Annotated in this window: 20 protein-coding genes and 1 pseudogene; 7 read left to right on the plus strand and 14 right to left on the minus strand. The window is 58.9% G+C overall.

The window, feature by feature from the left end:
- Together RI103_RS34455 and RI103_RS34460 are read right to left on the minus strand one after the other, a co-directional pair.
- A complete protein-coding gene (locus tag RI103_RS34455; RefSeq protein WP_310819252.1) occupies positions 1 to 888 on the minus strand; it encodes a transporter substrate-binding domain-containing protein in 888 nt (295 codons plus the stop codon).
- Between the two features lie 185 nt (positions 889 to 1,073).
- Complete coding sequence (locus tag RI103_RS34460; protein WP_310819253.1) at positions 1,074 to 2,267, minus strand: mandelate racemase/muconate lactonizing enzyme family protein; 1,194 nt, start codon at positions 2,265 to 2,267, stop codon at positions 1,074 to 1,076.
- 231 nt (positions 2,268 to 2,498) lie between these two features.
- Between RI103_RS34460 and RI103_RS34465 the strand changes: the two genes are divergently transcribed.
- Complete coding sequence (locus tag RI103_RS34465) at positions 2,499 to 3,242, plus strand: GntR family transcriptional regulator (protein WP_310819254.1); 744 nt, start codon at positions 2,499 to 2,501, stop codon at positions 3,240 to 3,242.
- Between the two features lie 275 nt (positions 3,243 to 3,517).
- Here RI103_RS34465 and RI103_RS34470 read toward each other — a convergent pair whose 3' ends face one another.
- From RI103_RS34470 to RI103_RS34485, 4 genes are all read right to left on the minus strand, one after another.
- Positions 3,518 to 4,039, minus strand: coding sequence for a PH domain-containing protein (locus RI103_RS34470; protein WP_310819255.1), 522 nt, complete (start codon positions 4,037 to 4,039; stop codon positions 3,518 to 3,520).
- A gap of 492 nt (positions 4,040 to 4,531) precedes the next feature.
- A complete protein-coding gene (locus tag RI103_RS34475) occupies positions 4,532 to 5,560 on the minus strand; it encodes a bile acid:sodium symporter family protein (protein ID WP_310819256.1) in 1,029 nt (342 codons plus the stop codon).
- Between the two features lie 561 nt (positions 5,561 to 6,121).
- Positions 6,122 to 7,519 carry an MFS transporter gene (locus RI103_RS34480; protein WP_310819257.1) on the minus strand — a complete coding sequence of 466 codons (1,398 nt, stop codon included), beginning with the start codon at positions 7,517 to 7,519 and terminating at the stop codon, positions 6,122 to 6,124.
- Positions 7,520 to 7,659: 140 nt separating this feature from the next.
- Positions 7,660 to 7,878, minus strand: a complete 219-nt coding sequence (locus RI103_RS34485) for a helix-turn-helix domain-containing protein (protein ID WP_310819258.1) — start codon at positions 7,876 to 7,878, stop codon at positions 7,660 to 7,662.
- A 43-nt stretch (positions 7,879 to 7,921) separates the two neighbouring features.
- Here RI103_RS34485 and RI103_RS34490 point away from each other — a divergent pair, with 43 nt between their 5' ends.
- Complete coding sequence (locus RI103_RS34490; protein WP_310819259.1) at positions 7,922 to 8,089, plus strand: hypothetical protein; 168 nt, start codon at positions 7,922 to 7,924, stop codon at positions 8,087 to 8,089.
- On the opposite strand, the pseudogene RI103_RS39790 reads toward RI103_RS34490, so the two are convergent.
- Positions 8,039 to 8,332 (minus strand): annotated as a pseudogene (locus RI103_RS39790) (cyclic nucleotide-binding domain-containing protein); the annotation flags it as partial. The gene RI103_RS34490 and the pseudogene RI103_RS39790 overlap by 51 nt on opposite strands.
- Before the next feature lie 13 nt (positions 8,333 to 8,345).
- Positions 8,346 to 9,044, minus strand: a complete 699-nt coding sequence (locus tag RI103_RS34495) for a TauD/TfdA family dioxygenase (protein ID WP_310819260.1) — start codon at positions 9,042 to 9,044, stop codon at positions 8,346 to 8,348.
- Between the two features lie 308 nt (positions 9,045 to 9,352).
- On the opposite strand from RI103_RS34495, the gene RI103_RS34500 reads away from it, so the two are divergent.
- Positions 9,353 to 9,589: an ArsC/Spx/MgsR family protein gene (locus RI103_RS34500; protein ID WP_310819261.1), complete on the plus strand. Its 237-nt coding sequence runs from the start codon at positions 9,353 to 9,355 to the stop codon at positions 9,587 to 9,589.
- A gap of 46 nt (positions 9,590 to 9,635) precedes the next feature.
- Here RI103_RS34500 and RI103_RS34505 read toward each other — a convergent pair whose 3' ends face one another.
- Positions 9,636 to 10,757 carry an enolase C-terminal domain-like protein gene (locus tag RI103_RS34505; protein ID WP_310819262.1) on the minus strand — a complete coding sequence of 374 codons (1,122 nt, stop codon included), beginning with the start codon at positions 10,755 to 10,757 and terminating at the stop codon, positions 9,636 to 9,638.
- 4 nt (positions 10,758 to 10,761) lie between these two features.
- The gene (locus tag RI103_RS34510) at positions 10,762 to 11,649 is read right to left on the minus strand and encodes a TauD/TfdA family dioxygenase (RefSeq protein ID WP_310819263.1); all 888 of its coding nucleotides are present in this window, start codon (positions 11,647 to 11,649) and stop codon (positions 10,762 to 10,764) included.
- Between the two features lie 140 nt (positions 11,650 to 11,789).
- Here RI103_RS34510 and RI103_RS34515 point away from each other — a divergent pair, with 140 nt between their 5' ends.
- Both RI103_RS34515 and RI103_RS34520 read left to right on the plus strand, forming a co-directional pair.
- The gene (locus RI103_RS34515; protein WP_310819264.1) at positions 11,790 to 12,737 is read left to right on the plus strand and encodes a LysR family transcriptional regulator; all 948 of its coding nucleotides are present in this window, start codon (positions 11,790 to 11,792) and stop codon (positions 12,735 to 12,737) included.
- Between the two features lie 556 nt (positions 12,738 to 13,293).
- Positions 13,294 to 14,892: a methyl-accepting chemotaxis protein gene (locus RI103_RS34520; RefSeq protein WP_310819265.1), complete on the plus strand. Its 1,599-nt coding sequence runs from the start codon at positions 13,294 to 13,296 to the stop codon at positions 14,890 to 14,892.
- A gap of 609 nt (positions 14,893 to 15,501) precedes the next feature.
- On the opposite strand, the gene RI103_RS34525 is transcribed toward RI103_RS34520, so the two are convergent.
- The gene (locus tag RI103_RS34525) at positions 15,502 to 15,798 is read right to left on the minus strand and encodes a hypothetical protein (protein ID WP_310819266.1); all 297 of its coding nucleotides are present in this window, start codon (positions 15,796 to 15,798) and stop codon (positions 15,502 to 15,504) included.
- Between the two features lie 825 nt (positions 15,799 to 16,623).
- On the opposite strand from RI103_RS34525, the gene RI103_RS34530 reads away from it, so the two are divergent.
- Complete coding sequence (locus tag RI103_RS34530; protein ID WP_310819267.1) at positions 16,624 to 17,400, plus strand: ATP-binding protein; 777 nt, start codon at positions 16,624 to 16,626, stop codon at positions 17,398 to 17,400.
- Here the strand turns inward: RI103_RS34530 and RI103_RS34535 are convergent.
- Genes RI103_RS34535 through RI103_RS34545 form a run of 3 tightly spaced genes read right to left on the minus strand, consistent with a single transcriptional unit; the run spans position 17,368 to position 19,199 of the window.
- Complete coding sequence (locus RI103_RS34535; protein WP_310819268.1) at positions 17,368 to 18,270, minus strand: PPK2 family polyphosphate kinase; 903 nt, start codon at positions 18,268 to 18,270, stop codon at positions 17,368 to 17,370. The two genes, RI103_RS34530 and RI103_RS34535, sit on opposite strands and share 33 nt — an antisense overlap.
- Before the next feature lie 18 nt (positions 18,271 to 18,288).
- Positions 18,289 to 18,714 carry a hypothetical protein gene (locus RI103_RS34540; RefSeq protein ID WP_310819269.1) on the minus strand — a complete coding sequence of 142 codons (426 nt, stop codon included), beginning with the start codon at positions 18,712 to 18,714 and terminating at the stop codon, positions 18,289 to 18,291.
- Positions 18,715 to 18,719: 5 nt separating this feature from the next.
- On the minus strand, positions 18,720 to 19,199 hold the full coding sequence (locus RI103_RS34545) for a CreA family protein (protein ID WP_310819270.1): 480 nt from the start codon (positions 19,197 to 19,199) through the stop codon (positions 18,720 to 18,722).
- On the opposite strand from RI103_RS34545, the gene RI103_RS34550 reads away from it, so the two are divergent.
- Positions 19,192 to 19,362: a hypothetical protein gene (locus tag RI103_RS34550; RefSeq protein ID WP_310819271.1), complete on the plus strand. Its 171-nt coding sequence runs from the start codon at positions 19,192 to 19,194 to the stop codon at positions 19,360 to 19,362. The two genes, RI103_RS34545 and RI103_RS34550, sit on opposite strands and share 8 nt — an antisense overlap.
- Positions 19,363 to 19,728: the final 366 nt, after the last annotated feature.

The raw sequence follows: 19,728 nt of genomic DNA on the forward strand, positions 1-19,728 counted from the left end.
TTATGGGTTCAGCTTGAACATAACCAGATTGCGGTCAGACATGCCATCCTGCCGAAGGATCGCGCTAACTTGTCCGTTTGCACGCACTTCGGCTAGGCCCTGGGTATAGGCAGCTCGCAGTGAACAGTCCTCCTTTCGAATCCCGAACCGGGCCATGCCGTAACCACCGCCGTGGATCAGGTCATCGGGAACCGGGATGTCGAACAGTCCAACTAGGGTGCTGTTAGGATTTCGCTTTCTAAATTCCGAAAAAATAATGTCGTCGTCAAGCACTGCATCCAGGCGGCCCTGGGCCACGCTTTGCAGTTCAGATGTGTGATCTTTGAATGGAGTCGGCGTAGCCCCAATGGATTGCAGGAATGTCTCCGCTGCCGAACCTGAAACTGCCCCAACTTTCTTGCCTTTCAGATCCTGATAATTTTTAATACCTTCCGGATTTCCCTTCTCTACAATGATGACAGGCCCATACCAAAATGCCGGCCCGGTAAAGCTGATAACCTTGTCACGTGCAGGCGTGTGGTGAATGTCGCCACCCACGACATCAATGCGCTTGGAAAGCAGCGACGGAATAAGACTGTCCCACGGCATCCACACCACTTTGATATTTTTCACGCCCATCCAGTCAAGCGCGGCCTTATTGATGTCCCAGTCAACCCCAGCCGGCTGTTTCGTTGACTGGTCAAGCCACACTTCGGGCGGATCTTCGGAGAAGCCGACGGTGATTCCATTCTTCACCGCATCCGCATAAGACGAATCCCCGCAGTTGTCGAACATGGGCTTCGATTCGCTGAAAAATTTCGATTGCGGTTCAGCAACGGCGGCGTTCGTGGCGAACAGGGCTGAAGTCAAAAGGCAGGCTAAAATCGAAAGGCTGGTAGTACGTCGCATGGCATGGTTCCATTAACAGTAAGTTGATCAACTTGACGATAGTCGCCAATTCAGATGTCATCGTCTATGCCAACCGATTGACATGCGATGAACAATGTTCCGAACAACTCCATTTCAACACCTTGACTTCTTAGTACGCGGAATAGGACCATCGCAGAAGTCGCGCCAGCCCTCCAATTACGAGTTCACCTCTGGAATAAGCTTCTGGGGTCAGCGGTGAATTGTGCCAATTTGTGCGGATCGAGCTCGACACCCAAGCCAGGCGAATCCGGAATGGTCAGGTGTCCCTCGTCGTCGAGCGTAAAAGGTGCGACCGTAATGCCGTCGACGTACGGACTTCCACCGATAAATTCAACGTAGTCGACGTTGGGAAAAGCCGCCGCCATCTGGAGGTCCGCAGCAAGACCAAGCGCGGTGTTCCAGCCATGGCCAACGTACTTCACGCCAAAGTCGTCGGCCATCCACGCGATTCTTCTCTGCTCGGATATACCCCCGGCCTTGGTGACGTCCGGTTGGACAATGTCGAAAGCGCCTTGAGCGAGCCAGGGAAGAAAGGATTGCCGGCGTGTCAGTACTTCACCGCCTGCAATCGGTACTGGACTTGCTTTGCGCAGTTCGATGTAGTCGGCCAGGGCGTCGGGACGCAATGGCTCTTCGAACCATTCAACCTGGTATTTGCTCAGCATGTGCGCTGTACGCAGTGCCCACTTCAGGCCGTGGGGCCAGTGAGCGTCACTCGCGCCGGCATCGACAAAGAGTTTCGCCGTGGGACCCGCTGCTTCCCGCGCCGCCGCGACGATCGCCTCGTCGAGCTTATGGTCGCGGGCGCGACCGAATGGCCCCCAGCCGATTTTATAGGCCCGAAACCCGCGGTTTCGATAGTCGCTAACTACCGCATGCATTTTTTCCGGTTCTTCCATCAATAGGGAACAGTATGGTTGAACGCGTTTGCGATAATTGCCACCCAAGAGCCTGCTCACGGGCATCCTGGTAGCTTTCCCGAGGATATCCCAAAGCGCGATATCGATACCGCTGATGGTGTGCGTCAGCGTACCTCCACGCCCCATCCAAAATGTGTTCTGACGTAGCTTTTCCGAAACACGCTCGGGTTCAATCGCGCTCTCACCTCTGAAGAGAGGTTCAAGAACGAGCAGGGCCGCCTGGACTAGCCTGCCGTCGGTAAACACACTCCCGTAGCCGGTTATACCTGCATCCGTATGAACCGCGATCAGCGCATGAATCGAATCTTCCGGCCGAATCTCTGCAGACCATCCCCCCTTGGGACTTTGCCCGAGCAGAGGCGCTGCCACTATTGATGTGATTTTTATATCAGAAAGGCTCAAACGCTGCGTGCACATGGTTTCTGTGTTCATCATCATTCAGTCTCATAGAGTAAAAGCAGACGACTCTTTCGCATCTTTCTTCGTACTGCTGATCTCGTCAACCTGGCGGGGAAGCCTGCCCGCAGTGCGTGACAAACAACTAAGACGCATCCGGATTTCGTATAAACGTATACAATCATGGTGGGATACAATCTGTCAACACGGACAAAATACTAGCCCGCGGCAGGCACTTGCAATGCGACTTCGACTGAATGGAACTGAACACTTATGGCTCTGACACCGAAAACCAACGCGTCGACCACCCAAGCGGCGGGCACAGAGGGCTGGAAGCCTGTGCGCGCTCGAACACTGGTAGATGAAGCGGTGGACGCGATCATTGCTGCGGCAGCCCGGGGGCTTGTCTTGCCTGGCGACCGAATCGTAGAAACCGAGATTGCGCAGAAACTCAACATCAGTCGAGTCCCGGTTCGGGAGGCGCTGCGGCTCCTGGAAAGTCAAGGGATCGTCATTAGTGAACCCTACAAGGGCATCCGCCTGGCGCCGGTAACCCGCGACCGCCTGGAGCAGGTGCTCGAGGTGCGTGTTGCTCTTGAATTGATTGCGGTTCGACGCACCGTTGCGCTCGGCCGCCATAAGGACAGTGCTACCGTGAGGCGCCTGGAGCGTTGTATTGATGAACTGGAGTTGATGGCCGCCCGCAAGGATCCCTATGGACTGGCGCAGGCTGACGTAGCGTTTCACCGTGAATTATGTGACATCAGCGGCAATGATTTTCTCCGTACCATATGGGAAGGGGTGGCTCGCCAGCTAACAATCGTTGTCGGTCTTTCAACGCTCGACAAGTCGATGAGAGACATCGTCAAGGAACACCGCACGTTGCTGGAGGCGGTAACCACTGGCGACATTAAAAAGATTGAGAAGGCGCTCGGAGAACACATCCGCGATCAAAATGCCCGCGTAGATCTGGAGAAGATCATCGAGGACCGACGGAGGGCGTGCCCCCCCGGCTGACTTCTACTCGGGCATCGCCAGTCAGCAGATGTCCCGGCTTCCGAAAGCAGCCGTTGGAGACTACGTCCTACGCGGTGTCGAATGGCAGCAACGGCCGACGGCCCGTCAGCAAACATCGCCCGATGAACGTCCGCTGCACTTTGTGAAGAGCCATTGATGCCTCGACGTGCCGGAAGTCCGCTGAGGGTCCGACTGCAGCCGGTGCCGACAGACGGAGCCTGGCCTGTATTGAACTGTCAGCAAAGATCTGGCATTTGCGAACTGATGTCGCCCGTTCAAATACTGTGCACCTGAGAGTAACCAGGTGCGTTCGGATCATTCGTGTAGGCGGGAATAAGCCGTTCCTGACGCATAGCTACCGCCTCGTCAAGCCTCTTGCAGAGCTGATCCGCGTTCCTGATGGCCGGCAAACGCCTCACGGGATGAGCTACATCGTTGGTCGTCAGGATGATCGAGCCGGTGCCGAATAGGCGTTGCCACCATGGGTGGATCGGGGTGATGCACTGAATCCGGGAAAGCTCGAGAGTCGACACACGGCGATGCAGAATGCCCTGCGTCCAGGTAATTCGTGCGGCATCGATGACGATTCGGGTGAACGCGGTCTTGACGAACGGGAAACCGACACCGATCAAAACAGCGCCGGCTTGTGCAAGCAGCACATTCCACTGAAGCGGGAAAGAGTTCGACGTGCAGACATGTATACCACCAATCATTGCCATGACAACGCCCCCCTTCAGGAGCGCTGGAAGGTTGCAGGCCTGCGACGGCGCGCCGCTGAAAATCACCTGATTAGCCATCGCATATATTCCTTTTTCTGACCCACGGCTCTAGTCGTCCGTCGAAAAAGGCAGCGCTGCCTGATTCGGCTGCACGTCGGCGAACTGACTGCTGACCGGCGACAATGCCATGACCGTTACGCCAAGCACACTTGCATGGGGCGATTGTAGCGCAGTGATCGATGCAGACCGGCCCACTGCCTCTTTCGGCCCGAGGAACTGTCGTTAGGCGGCCGCTGCGAAAGGCCGCTGAGGAGCGAACTGAGGCGGTCGTCATCCGTCAAAGTTCGGGCCATCTACGGTCATTCGTCCGACGTAGACCGCAGACGTTCGGGTGTCCGTTAGACTCAAGCAACGGTCATTCGCGAGTCGCATAAAAGCGTGACGTCGCTCGCCTCCCCGACCCGCCGTACCGGCATCTTCCCGGCGATATGGTCGTAGAGGCATCGGGTGCCGGTTCACGCACCCTCCCTCTTATTCCCATAGGCTTATGCTGTTTTGCCGCTGGCAAAATTAGCGAACATCAACGGCGGCAGGTTCGCTCGCGGCCTGCGGCTTGGCTTCACCACACGTGTTGCGTGTATGCCAGCGCTGGGCGAGGACGGCGCAGACCATCAACTGGATCTGGTGGAACAGCATCAGCGGCAGCACGACGGCCCCGACCGTGGGGCCCGAGAAGAGCACCTTCGCCATCGATATGCCCGAAGCCAGGCCTTTTTTCGACCCGCAGAACACAATCGCAACCTGGTCTTCCTTGTTGAATCCGAGCCGCTTGGCGGTAAATCCCGTGACCAGCAGCGCCACCATCAGCAGCACGGCGTCGACCACAACCAGGCCGCCGAGTGCCGCCACGGGTGTCCGGTGCCACAAGCCCTCGTTCACGGCCTCGCTAAAAGCCGTGTAGACGATGAGCAGGATCGAGCCCTGATCGACATACCGCAGCAACGGCATGCCGCGTTCGAGCGAAGCGGCGATCCACGGCCGCAGCAACTGGCCTGCGATGAACGGCATGAGGATCTGCAGCACGATATCCCAGATGCCATTCAGCGACGCGCTCGAGCCCGCGTTCTGCTTCGTAAGCGTGACGCTCACGAGCAGCGGTGTGATGAAAATCCCAATTAGGCTGGAGGCCGACGCGCTGCACACGGCAGCCGGCACGTTGCCTTTGGCGATCGACGTGAAGGCGATCGACGATTGCACGGTGGAAGGCAGCGTGCACAGGAACAGGACGCCCATGTACAGTGCCGGCGTGACGAGCGGCGCCAGTACCGGCCTCAGCGCGAGACCGAGCAGCGGAAACAGCACAAACGTGCTGAGCAGGACGACAAGGTGCAGACGCCAATGCCTCGCACCGTCCACGATTGCTCCGCGCGGCAGCTTGGCGCCATGCAGGAAGAACAGCAGCCCAATTGCAATGTTTGCTATCAGGTTGACGGAGACGGCGGTGTGCCCGCGGCAGGGCAGCAAGCTGGCGGCGATCACGGTGGCGACGAGCGCCAGCGTGAAGTTGCCGGGCAATCGTTTGGGTTTGGCTCGAGGCATGAGTTTCACACGGTGCAACTTCGGAGAGGACAAAGCTGACACTTTCTATACAGGTGCGCTAAAAAACCAATTCATGTGGACGGGCGTTAGGATCGCATAGAACATCGCGAATATCAGCATGCTGCTGGTGGTACGCGGCCGTCATCGTAAGCTGGCTGCGCGCAAGGTGGAGGGGGCAAGTGGCATTTGGGTCACTTACAGCGGGATTGAGCATGCGGCGTTGGACGATGTTCCGTTACGGGAGCAGATGCGAAATCGCGTCCCGCTCGGCGACCAAGTTCAGCTATCGATGCGTCGATCTTCTAGCGCGCAAAACCGCTCAGTTCGAGTAACGGAATGCGCTTCCGTCGCGCGGACGTCGAGCCGGTCGCCCGGTCGCTGAACCCATTTGCGCGACTGCACCTGGCTGTACGTGGCTATCCACGGACCCATTCGACGTCGCGCCTTGAGGCGCTGTACCAGCGCTGGGCCCATTCGGGCGTCGGGCATTTCGTTTGCGTGGCATAGGGGCGTCCTGCCGCCAGTTTATGCCACGCACACAGAAGATCGGACAGGCTCCATTTAAGCTGCCTCTAATGATTCCACAGTTCGCTTTGAAGTTTCCGGCGCGAAGATCGTCACGATCAGCATGCCGGCGATCATGATCGCGACGCCGATCATCATCGACACGTGCAGGCCGACGTTCGACAGCAACACCGGAAATACAGCGGTCCACACCACGCCGCCGAAGAAGCGCCCGCCAAGCCCTTCGACCACGCTCTGGCCGGTTGCGCGGATCCGCGTGGGGTATTGCTCCGCGTACCACATCTTGAACGACGGCGATGCGCCTGACGACGAGAACATCACCATGCCCCACAGCACCATAGCCAGCGTGCTTTGAGCCAACGTGAATTCATACGTCGATATCGCAGCGATCACCGTATAGACGAAGAACACTTTTTTGCGCCCGAAATGCTCGGCGGCGATGCCGTTCATGATCTTCCAGGGGATCTGCGTCGCCGTGGTGATCAGCGTCAGAAAGAGCGCGCTTTCGAGCACGACGTGCTTCTCGATGAAAATCGACGGCAGGTAGTTTACCGAAATGTAGAACATCGAGAAAAGGCTCGTTGCGCCGATCGTCATCACGATGGTGCGGAACAGATACGGCGGTGTCCACACGACGCCAAGCGACCACCAGAATTTCGGTGCGGCATGGTCGCCCACGCTGGCGCTCTCGGTCACCTCGTCGACCACTGCCAATGGCAGACGCGCGCCGAGCTTGCGTTCCGCGGTGGCCTCGAACCGGCAGATGATGCCGTCCGCCTCGTGATAGCGCCCGACGCGATGCAGCCAGCGCGGCGACTCTGGGAGGAATTTCCAGATCAGCACGACGTAGACGACGGGCACGCCGCACAGGAATGTGAACACGCGCCAGCCCACTTCGGGCGCGAAATGCGGAATCACGGCCATGCCAATAGTCGGCGGCAGCAGATAACCGATGCCGAGCGCTGTCTCCAGTAGTCCAGCGAACGCCGAGCGGGTGGTCGCCGACACGATTTCGGAAGTGAGGGTGTAGGGCATGATGAATGCCGGCGCCATGCCGAAGCCGGTCAGTCCACGCAGGATCACGAGCGTCGCAAAGTTCGGACTGAATGCGGATATCGCAGTGCCGCCCGCGAACCACATGACGCCGAAGATCAGCAGTCGTTTGCGGCCGAAGCGGTCGGCCAAATAGCCCGTAGGGATCATTCCCACGACTATGCCGAGCGCCGACGATGCGGCGAGCATGCCGGTGTCGCGCGGCGTCAGCGCCATGGTCTTCCTGATGATCGGCAACGTGATCGACAGACTGCCGATGTTGAGCGCCTCGATGACGAGCGCTCCGGCAGCGAGCAGCACGATCACCCAGCTATGCCAGGTGGTGGGAATGCGCTGCAACCGCGCCAGCAGGAGTGCGGGTGAGGGCGGCTTGTTATCCATTTTGTCTCCTCCCTGTATGCGACCTGGTCGGCGACCGGTCGGGGATATGTGTCGTAGTGACCTGCGTCTGAAGAACTAATCTCCGCTTCGTGATGTTGCCTGGTGTTGCCTCATTGGCAGCGCGCATGTGAGCGGCCGCGTCAGACGGGTAAGAGCTGCATGAGTCGCGCGCGATCGGCGATCACGATGCGACGTCTCGACCGGTCGATGAGTCCGGCGAGCGCGAAGCGACTCAGCGCCGCCGTCACCGTGGGACGACGGCAATTGATCCACTGTGCGAGTTCTTCGTGCGTGAGCGCGACTGTGCCTTCGGACGCGCCTTCCGGATCGGGACGGCGGAGCGACAGCAGCGCGCGCAAGACGCTGATCGATACGATTGGCCTCCAACTCCACCACCCGCATATGAAAGTCGCGGGTCCGGTCCAGCAGCAGACGGATCACGTGAACGGCACAATCTCCGTCGGTCCGCAGCAGTTGCAGCATCGCGTCACGCGCAATCACGACGACATGCGAGCGCTCGAGTGCAATCAGGCTGGCATCGCGCGTGCCGCATGTCGTGAGCGCGATTAGCCCCAGCAGGCTGCCGGGCAGATGAATGCGCAATAGCGCTTCCTGTCCCGCCGAATTCAGCATCACGGTCTTCACGCCGCCGCGCGCCAGCAGATACACATCGCGCGCGTCGTCGCCCTGATGACAGATGAACTCCCCCGCGTCGAACACGCGCGTCTGTCCTGCCGCGCACAGCGCCTGTGCGTGTCGCGGCGAAAACACGGCGTCCGGCGGCTGGGTTGCATTCAGACTGTATTCGCGCATCGTGTGCTCCCGTTCAGACGGCGTGGCGGCATCGCGCACAGCGTCCGAGGAAAAGACACGCACGTCCGGTGACGGGATGCACGCGCACCAGCGGATGCCGCGCGCCGATGGTCCGGGTTGGCTCGTTGTGATCGCCGAATCCGCGGCGCAGCTCGCCCGAACTGTTGCGAGATGCGTCGTGCACGCAGGTGAGGCTGCGCACGCGCTCGCGTGAGGTCTCGTCGAGCGTGTCATACGCGAGGTACATGTTGCAGAACGACGTGTCACCACCTTCGGGCGGCACTTCGATGCCATACAGCAGGCTTGCGCTGGGCGGCGTGTCGTTGTACGACATATCGGTGTGCCAGTGCGCCTCGTAGTTGCCGAGGCCGCCGATCGCCATTCCGTCCACTTTCATGTTCGAGATGATGGTGACGTATTCGCGCGCTTCCTGATCGATGGCCAGGCGCGGATCGGTGTGATCCATCACGTCGCTCGCGCGGATAGGCACCTGGTCCAGCTCGCCGAAGCGGCGGCTGAATCGCATCAGATCGAGGTCGCTTAGCCTCTGCCGACGAAAACGCAGCACGAGGTGGTCGGCCCATGCGTGTTCGATCTGCGCGAATTCCGCATCGTCAAGCGACGCCAGATCGACGCCTTCGATCTCCGCGCCGATGGCTTCGCCAAGCGGCGTGATCTTGAGGGCAGTGCCTGCAAGCGTTGAAGCGGACATGATGTGTCTCCTGAACTGTTATGACGATGCGCCGGAACGCGCCGCATGCGGGTGCGCTCACCCGTTTTATTCTCTTTTTCCTGGCATGCTGCTCCTGCAGGTCGGCGCTGACAGCGCATCGCGATCAATCGCGCTAGGCTTAGATCATCGTGCAGCGTCGTGCAGCGCTCCATCGGACGAGGACACCATGACTATCACCATCTTTCATAATCCGGCTTGCAGCACATCGCGCAAGGTGCTCGACATGATTCGAGCAAGCGGCGAAGAACCACGCATGGTCAAATACCCCAAGCATCCACCGAGCCGCGATGAACTCACCCCCGTTTATGCGCGACATGCAGCTTTCGCCGCGCGAGTTGTTGCGTACCCAGGAGGCGGCTAATACCGACCTCCGCCTCGACGACGCTTCGCTATCGGACGCGCGCATCGTCGAATTCATGGTGGCCAATCCGGTGCTGATGAACCGGCCCATCGCCCGCACGCCGCACGGTATCAAGCTGTGCCGCCCGGCCGAAGAAGTGGCGCCGCTGCTTCAGCCTGTCTGATTTAACCGGCGCGCGGTGCGTATGACGCCCGCGCGTATTACGTCGTTCACAGGTCGAACAGATAGCGGCGCACTTTCTCGTCATCCAGCGTCACGCCAAGCCCTGGCCCTTGCGGCACTGCAATGCTGCCGCGCGTTAGATCGAGCTTGGCGGTCACGATGTCGTCCGCTGTTTTCAGCGGACCCACGCATTCCAGCCCGTCGAGCACGTTGTCGCTGGTGCATGCGAGCATTATTTCGGCCGTCGTATTGATTCCGAGCCCGAAGCCATGTCCGATCACTACGGGCATACCGGCTGCCGTCGCGGTTTCCAGCATCCGGCGGCAGCGTAGCAAGCCGCCTTGCTTCATCACCTTGAGCTTGACGATGTCGGCGCAATCGGCGCGGATCAGGTCGATCAGGCTGCGATAGTCGGTGATCGACTCGTCGGCCATCACCGGCATGCTGACCGCTTGTCGTACTTTCGCCATGCCGGCGAGATCTTCCGCAGCCACCGGCTGCTCGAGCAGTTGCAAAGCCACCGGTTCGAGCAGTCGCCCGAGAGCGATCGCGTCTTCCACGCTATATCCCGCATTGGCATCCACTCGCAGCGCCATCCCTGCACCCACTGCTTCACGCACGGCCATCAGGCGGTCGCGGTCGGCGTGGATGCCACCGCCCACCTTGACCTTGGCCGAGCGGAAACCACAGTCGAACCATTTGCGCGCCTCGGCGGCTGCCTCGTCCGGCGACACGATACCGACCCACGCATTGAAGCTGACCGTGTCCTTCACCGTACCGCCTAGGTATTGATGCACGGGGATGCCACGATGCCGTGCCAGAAGATCGACTGCGGCCATTTCAATGGCCGCTTTGGCGTCCAGATACGCGTCGATCGTGCGATCCATCGCATCGATCAGGCGATGCGGGTTGCCGGCATTCATGCCTTTGACGCATGGCGCCAGCGCTCGCCGTATGGCCGTAAGCGACGCCTCGACGGTCTCCACCGAATATCCCGGCGACGGATCGATATTGCCGAGGCCAATAGAGCCGTCTTCAGCCGTAAGACGCACGATCGCGCTTTTTTGCGTCGTCTTGGTCGTATAGGCGTTCTTGAACCCGGCGCCGACGAGCGGCACCGCGACGCCGAACACATCGACGCTCTTGATGGGCAGATAAAGTTCGTCCATATGATCAGGATGCGATCGTGATGTTGGCCGACTCATAAGGCGCAACCTTGCCGCCCTTGATCTGCGTGCGGTGCATCAATCGCGACGCGGAAGGATCGAACGAGTCGCGGCGATGCAGCGTGCAGCGGTTGTCCCACATGATCAGGTCGCCCTCGTGCCAGACCTGGCGGAACGTGAACTGTGGCTGCGTCGCGTGTGCCCAGAGCGTATCGAGTAGCGCATTGCTCGCGTCGAGATCCATGCCGACGATATAGCTGTTGCGCCGCCGCCCAAGAAACAGTGCCGGACGCTGCGTATCAGGATGACGGATCACGAGCGGATGGTGCGCGCCCGGCGCCTTGCGCGGATCGGTCACTTCCTGCATGCCCTTGCGCATCATCCCGGCGCTGTTGTACGTCGCGTCGTGAATCGCGCGCTTGCCGTCGATCTGCATTTTCATCGCGTCTGGCAGCGCGTACCACGCGAGATACATGTTCGACCAGAACGTGTCGCCACCTTCGGGTGGAATCTGCAGCGCATGAAGCAGCGCAGCACGCGGTGGCGATTCGATGTACGTCATGTCGCAGTGCCACACCGCTTCGCCGTCACCGAGGTTGCCCATCGGGACGCCGTCCTTCTTGATGTTGGAGATTACGTTGATCTCGGGAAATTCGGACAGAAACGGCTTGCCGTAAGGGTTCGGCCCCGGTGGATCGAGCTCGCCGAAATGACGCGTAAATGCGAGAAGTTGTGGATCGGTCAAGATCTGACCGCGAAACCGGAGGACCAGATGGTCGGCCCATGCCTGTTTGATTCCGTCGATCACGTCTGCCGCCAGCGGTGCCGACAGATCGACGCCGGAGATTTCGGCCCCGAGCGCGTCGCCGAGCGGAGTCACGGTGAAATGAGTCATGGTTTTGCGCTCCTTTTTCTGCGGTTACTTTTCGAATGCAGATCAATATAGACAGCGCCCGTGATAGCGTAAATGAGATATTCAAATCATCACGTGATACCTTTTACATATCTCCTTATCAACCCTTAGATGGTGATGTCATGAAGCGATCGCCTGCGGCACTGCAACGAAGTCATATCGAAGCCCTGATCGCCATCGGCGATGGCGGCTCGGTGCATCGCGCTGCGCGCAGTCTTGGCGTTGCGCAGCCGGTGCTCTCACGGTTGCTCGCCGATGCGGAAAGCCGGCTGGGAGCGCGGCTATTCGAACGGTCGAGCCAAGGGAGTCAGCCCACGTTGCTCGGCGAAACCGTGCTCGCGCAAGCGCGCTCCGTGATGCGCGCGATGGACCGGCTGAGCGCGAGTGCCTCGTCCGCGCGGTTGCCGATCCGGCTCGGTTGCATACCGCGCGCAATGCATACGCTGATCCCGCCGCTCTATGCGCGGATGTACGCAGGGACGCACGCACACGATCCAGCGCGCGCCGACGACACCGTATTCCGCTGTAAGGTGATCGAGGGCAGCTCGACAATGTTGTGCGAACTGCTGGAGGCAGGCGAACTCGATTTTGCGATCCTGCGCAGCGCCAGCACGGTGAAAAACGACGAGATGAAGGTCGAGCGTCTCTATGCGGAGCGCACCGTAATCGTTTGTTCAAACGACCACCCTGCGCTGCGTGCGCGGCCGCTGCGGCTTGCCGACCTGGCTGCGCTCGACTGGACGCTCCCGCATGCCGACACGACCTCGCGTATCGCTTTCGATCAGTTCTGGACACGACGTCGTCTGCCGCCGATCGAGCCGGTGCTCGAGACACGCTCATTCGAATCGAATATCGAAGTGGTGGCGCACACGCGACTGCTGTCGATCGCGCCGGAGTCAATCGCCCGGCGCTACATGCGCTTTGGCATGCTGAGCATTCTGGAGATCGAGAGCGCGTTGCCATCGAGCCCGATCATGCTGGGCTCGCGGCTAACGGCGCGCGAAGAACCCATGTTGAAGCGCTTTCGCAAGCTGCTGCAAGAAACGGCAGGCGAGTTGGCTTTGGGGTGAGCGGTGCTCGATTGCTTCCGTGATGGGACTTGCCCGTTCAGTATGTTGATCAATGTCCGTGATGTTGCGAACTCAGACCTCACGCGAGTGAAATTCTCGACCAAACAACGGAAAAGCAGGCTCATACTCATGTCCGGGCGCAAATCTACAAGCGCCTTAGTATCAGCAGTAATTCAACGGAAAACAGAGAGGTCTGATGCCAACAATAAAACTCGCCAGATAGATGTCACTATTGCCGACGTTCTCGACTTGATAGAACGGGATTTGGCATCGCTGGCGGGTGTGCATTCGCCGAGCTTGGCATTCGAAGTCAAGCTAACGGTATCAACGTCGACGGGCGCTCTCGTTGCGAAACGGTCGGCAGGTAGAAGCGCCGCCCTTCGCGTCCAACCGTAAAGCTGCATTTCTTCGGCTTACTGCAAAGCAATCGTTTGCGGTCGAATTTAGATTCGCCGCACCATTGCCATGTTATGCAACATTCTATCTAATAGGCTCGCAGAAGGAGCCTGATTTATTTCGGTTCACTAATCCAAGCACCTGCCCTCCATCACAGGCCATGAATCGTCTGCTACCGCTTAAATCCCAGTTGGGGCGTTACGCGCGAACGCTTGCCGGGCATTTTCCTGCTCCTTTTACACGCGACGAATCAAACGGTGTCGAGATCCTCGGAAACTTGACCCCCAGGTTGCTGAACGGCAACACGCTGCTGAACCTCAATTACAGCGAGGTCGACCGCTTTACCCTGAACACCGGCTCAACGGCAACGCTGTTCGTCGTCAGAGGCGAAGACTTCGTGCGTGTCACCACTTCCGTCAAAAAGCAGAACGGCGAACGAGCCGTGGGCACGGTGCTTGACCGTTCGCACCCTGGCTATCGGGAGCTGCGCCGCGGGCAGTCCTATACCGGTTACGCCACGCTATTCGGCAAGCAATACATGACACAGTATGAGCCGATACGGGATAGCACCGGCGAGGTAATCGGCGCGCTGTATGTCGGCCTTGATGTCAGTGAAGTATGGACCTTGTCGATCGGAGCAAAACTCGCGCTGCTGACCCTGGCAGCGGCTACCACGATCCTGCTCGGCTATGATTGGCTGCTGCAGGCCGTGATCCTCGCCGACCGGGCAAGCCCGGTGGGCGCGTTGACCCCGTTCCAGCAAACCGAGATGATAGCCTTCGGGTTATTCGGCGCGCTGTTGATCAGCGCGCTGATCTTCGTGACGACCCGGCGCGGCCTCGGGACACAACTGCTCGAAGCCAAGGCCGCCGCGGAACAGCTAGCGGCCGGCGACCTGACCGCACAGGTGCATGTCGATCGGCGTGACGAGCTCGGTCAGTTGATGCAGGCGATGAACGGCATCAGCGTCGGTCTAGCCTCGTTAGTCGGCAACGTGCGGCGTGCCTCCGATACGATCGCGCTGGCTGCTCGCGAAATTGCAGCCGGTAACGCGGACCTGTCGGCGCGCACCGGAGCGCAAGCTGGCTCGCTCGAGCAAACCGCGGCGACGATGGATCAATTGACTTCAATTGTCCGCGCCAATGCTGAACACGCAACGCATGCCAATGAACACGTCGCCTCGGCCTCCGAGCTCGCGGTCAAAGGCGGCACAGTGGTGGGGGATGTGGTAACCACCATGTCGTTCATCCGCGGCAGTTCAGGCAAGATCGTCGAGATCATCAGCGTGATCGACGGACTTGCCTTTCAGACCAATATCCTGGCCTTGAATGCGGCCGTCGAAGCCGCACGCGCTGGTGACCAGGGACGCGGCTTTGCGGTAGTTGCCGCCGAAGTGCGCAGCCTGGCGCAGCGTAGCGCCACAGCCGCCAGGGAAATCAAGGCGCTGATTACTGACTCGGTTAGCAAGGTCGATGCCGGCGGCGAACTGGTCGATCAGGCCGGCCGGAACATGACCGAAATCGTCACGGCCGTTGGCAGTGTGGTCGCCTTGATGGGCGAGATTAGCCACGCGAGCAAGGAGCAAAGTACCGGCATCAGCGAGGTCAACCGCGCGATCGGGCAGATGGATGAAATGACCCAGCAAAACGTTGCCCTGGTTGGGCAGGCGGCAGCTGCAGCAGCCAGCATGCAAGAACAGGCGCGCGCACTGGAAGACGCGGTGCGGGTATTTCGCCTGGCAAGCGATGCGCCAACCTGACGGGCGTCTGACGAGGTGAGACGCATGTCAAAGCGGAAGCGGGTGCTCAAGAACATACGAAAGGTGACTGCAAGGTATTGTCACGTTGGTCGCCGTGCGGCCGAAAACGAGGTATGTCAGGGTTGCCAAATTAAGAGGCAAGGCGCTCCCACAGTGACGTGCCGATTTGAAGCCCTCACCGAATAGCTAATCACATCGGGTGGAAAGCGATAGCCCGCATAAGACCGCGGGTTGTCGATGTCAGGGGCGGGTTGCCGCGCAAGTTGGCGGTCGCGGTGTGGCCGATGACTTGCCGGCTGACTCGAGCGGACAAATGGCGGGCGTACCTTGGAAACCGCCGTTCAGGTCGCGCCGGCGCGACGGGCCGCAGTGGGTCGAAATTTGCCTGTCGACTTGGCTTTCTTGGTGATATCAGGAACTCCAAACCTATCGTCGCAGGGCAGGCCGAAGTTCGCAAGTTTTGGTTCCCAACGAAAAAATCGTCCAATTCCACATAATTGCGGCTATCTACCCCTTCGTTTTCGGACATTTTCCCTGATGGAGGCTGAAGGGGTACGAAAGTTGCGGCTTTCATACCCTTCATGTGAGGACATCTGTTAGATAGCTGCCTTATATATGTTGCTGCATCGGCTGCAGGGTCGCCGGCGTGCCACTCTCGCGGCGCTTCCGTGTGCCATGACGCGCGGCCGGCCGGATCGACAGTGGTGATGTGACGCAACCGCTGCGGCGCGCCAGCAATGCGTAGCGATCGACCCGGCCGCCTGAAGTGAAGCCACGCGGGCAGAAGCGGTCAATGGCGCGCCGGGCGAGCACCGGAAAATTCTTCAGGTAGTCGCCAACGGAACCATAGACGTTCACCTGCGCATGGGTGCGCCGAACTTTGCACGTGCAAAGTTCGCCGAGCAATGCAACGACTCTGCGGCAGACGCGTCGGTGAGGGCGACTGGCTGGAGCTCGGATGCGTTGCCATCCGGTGCGCCCTTTTCCCCGCTTCCAGGCCGGACAGACCATCGTTCTTGCGCGCGATGAAACTTTTGCCGCCGACGCCCGGATAGTTACAACGTTAGTTGAAATCCAGACACAACTTTGTGATGCGGCGCACCAATCCCCGCTTCGCCTTATCCAGCCTGAGTTTCGGGTCGATCTGTAATCCAACTACAGTTGTGTTTATGCAGGCAACTTCGTCAACCAAAGTTGCGAAAGCGTTTCTGGCGCCGCCGGCGTGCGCAGGCGTTGGACGAACTGAGTCTCGATGAGCGAGTGTTCATGGGTGCGTTGAACGCGCCCCGCCTTGGCATTCGTTCGGTACCCAATCGGTAACAAGATGACGTGCCGGTCGATGTGGTGCAGAAGGCGCAGGGGCATGCGTCGCTGCAAGCGACCTCAATCCACGTTCGGAATGGGACAAACGTGTGTTCGACGACGAGACGAAGTACTACGCGTGGATTGCCGGCAAGAGTCTGGTGCTCGCACCACGGAAACATGGATAGTGCGGGGTGATGCTTGATTTAATGAAGAAATAAGTCGGAAAGAGGTTGTGCAAGGACGCCACACGGCGCAGACGTAGATCGTCTGACTCGCTGGCGCGAACCGCGCGGGCGATGTACGTATACGGCGCAAATTGGCGGCGGTGGATTCGAAGACGATATCCACTCGCATTACGCACTCTTGCCAGCACAATGGTCGACGTTTCTCCAGGACGTGCTTACGAATGCAGAACTGACAAAACGCTTGTTCAAGGCAATCGCAGCTGGGTCCGAGAAGGACCTCTCGTTGCTCGCAAGAAAAATCATTGAAGAAGAAAACAGCAAGGGCCACAACGTGCTCGCGAACCAACTTGGCGTGATCCTTCAGGCTAAGAAGCCCGCTCAGCGTGCGACGGAGCCGAGGACGGACGGCGAGCGCGTCCTGCAACAGTTGCCGCTGAGTCGGCGATATCAAGATCCGCTCGTTGTTCGTCTCGAACGATCCTCCTTGCGGCACTTCATGGTGTTGCCGGAACAGGTTGAGCTGCGTTTCCAGCGAATCGAGCAGGAGTACGCGGCGCGAGAGCGGTTGGCCAAGCACGGGCTCCGTCACAAAAAGAAAATTTTGCTATACGGCCAACCCGGCTGCGGCAAGTCACTAGGCGCTGAACGCCTTGCCTGGGCGACGGGATTGCCGTTGGTCAAGGTCCGCTTTGATGCGCTCATCTCATCTTACTTCGGCGAATCGGCGGTCAATCTGCGCGCAGTGTTCGAGTCAGCGCGCGATCGGCCATGTTTGCTGTTTCTGGATGAATGTGATTTCATCGCTAAGTCCAGAGCAAACTCTAACGATGTGGGTGAGGTGCCTCGTTTAGTCAACACCTTGCTGCAGTTGCTGGAAGACTTTGACGCTCCGGTGAAGGACCGGCTGCGAGCCTATGGGCTCTTCGAAATATTTGATGAAAATCACTACTTCGAGACCGTGACGGATGCCGTTCGCAGCTATACCTCACAGCATCGCCTTGACTGGCCGGGCGAGTGATTGGCCGGCTCCAGGCGGGTGGATGAGCAGGATGAGCAACCACTTACGGCTCTCCAGGAGCGCGCCCCGCGTGTAGTCCCGACTTCGCTCAGTTCCCATTTCTCGAGCTGCGCGCGAATTGACTGCAATTCCTTTCTGCGTTCTGCGTTCAGCGTTCGCCTTCGGATGGGTCATTTCAAGTTCCTCAAGCGTCTCAAGAACGATCCTCGACACGATCAGCCTCGCGTTCTCCTCGACGTCGGCAACACTGAATTTCCAGTTTTTCTCAGAGTCGTCTATGCGCTGCAGGAAGCGTTTGCGCTGCTCTTCCTTCGAGATGTGAAGGTAAGACTTGACGATCCGCGTGCCGTTTCTGCAGAGGTGCAACTCCAGATCCAGGATCGAACGATAGCGGTCACGCCACACAGTCTTTTCGTCGAGCAGCGCATCCGGCAGGCCCTCGTTACGGAGAATCTCGGGATGGACACGAGCAATTAACACCTCCTCGTAATAGGACCGGTTGAAGATGCCGATCCGTCCACGCTCGGGTAGATCGCGCGTAGTGCGCCAAAGGAAGTCATGCTGCAATTCAGTGGGGCTGGGATGTTTGAAGCTGAATACCTCGCAACCCTGTGGGTTCACGCCCGACATGACATGCTTGATGGCACCATCCTTACCGGCTGCGTCCATTGCCTGGAAGATAAGCAGAACGGCATATCGGTTGAAGGCATAGAGCAACTGCTGAAGAGAACTCAGTCGCGCGACGTGTTCACCCAGCAATTTCTGGTAGTGTTCCCGTGACCTGCACACGGACTCTACCTTCGTTGGCCATTTGTCGAGCTTGACCCGTCCGCCTTCCGGGACCCGAAAATCTCGCGAATTGATTTCCATGTTGATCCTCGCAACCGCTCAATGTCGGTAGGCTTGTAGCCAGGGGAATCCGGCAAAGCAGATCTGTGCCGCAAAGCCGATCCCTCCAACGATCGACCCGATACCCGAAACATACTGTGCCGGAGACTCACCGAACGCGAACACAGCAACACCAAGTTCTGCGACCACGAGAACGATGAAGGCCACGATCCCCATAAGGAGACGACTACGCCTATCGGGTTGCAGATTGAACCGCTGCACACTCCATTGCGAAACCTTCCAGCTGGCCGCAAGCATGATTGGCGTTTCCAGTACGACGGAGGCAATCGCGCCGAGATGTGGCACCAGCACCAGCACGCGTATTGCACCGAGAGCGAATCCTATCGCGAAGACAAGGAGAGCATAGGTGGTCCCCGCCTTCACCCATGGAGCGCGTCTGCGCACGCAAAACGAAGTGGAGTTCATGGCAGTTACTGTCTGGTGGGCATCCTGGGACCTGCCGGCAAACGGATTACGTAGATGCGACCCGGCAAATCTCCTGCAACCTCGTCTTCGTTGTACGTGAAGTAGACAAGCGAATGGCGTTCAGTGTCCAGTATCCGGATTATATGGAGCGAGTCGAAAGTTGGATCTGACTCAGCCGTGAATACTTGCGCTTGTCTGGGCACACTTTCGGCAACCCGGATGTCGCCTGTCTGATGGCAGGATGCCGTCAGGTCCGTGCCGCGGGAGGTTCGTCCACTTCCCAGTGCGCCCTCGGAATGCGACTCTGAGACATAGCAGGTCACGCCTTTCACGAGGGGATCATCGTAAGCCGAAATGGCGATATGCGAACCGTATCGCTGGGTATGCGTTTCGATGGTCGCCAGATCCTTGGCTACGACAACGGAAGACGAAAATATAAGCAGCGCGACCAGGATGTTTGCCCGCCCTGGAACCAGCTTGATCATCTCCCACCTCCAGGTATCCACCAGTCAGATCGTCAATCGCGCCACGCCGCGGCAACGGATCGCTGACTTCAGGCTATTTCACCTGGAAGTCCGCTACTTGACGCAGGTCAATGCCCGCGTGTTCGCCTGGCGTCATTCTGAAATGGATCTGTGGTTTGCATAGGGTGCATGTCAGCAGCAAATTGGACACTCCTTGTGCAGGCGTCAACAAACCGCGGTTTCGGTCGCCCGCATCGCCAGAAAGTTCGCATATCGAGGATTACCATGTTCCGGAACTCCCGTTTTTCGATGCTTCTATCTCTCGTTTTCTGCGCCTGTGTAAATGGTGCTGCACTCGCACAATCGCTACCGCAACCCGCTTCGCAAAACGGCGTCTCCTTCATAACTGGCGGTGTGGGCGAAGATGGAGTTCAGGCTTTTCGCGCCGCAGCTCCAGGCTACAACCTTCGCATGACGTTCGCCTCGAAGACAGGGAACTATCTGTCCGACATTGATGTAACGATAACGTCGGGCGCCGGGCGACCCATCC

The sequence above is a fragment of the Paraburkholderia sp. FT54 genome (genome assembly GCF_031585635.1).
GTDB lineage: Bacteria > Pseudomonadota > Gammaproteobacteria > Burkholderiales > Burkholderiaceae > Paraburkholderia.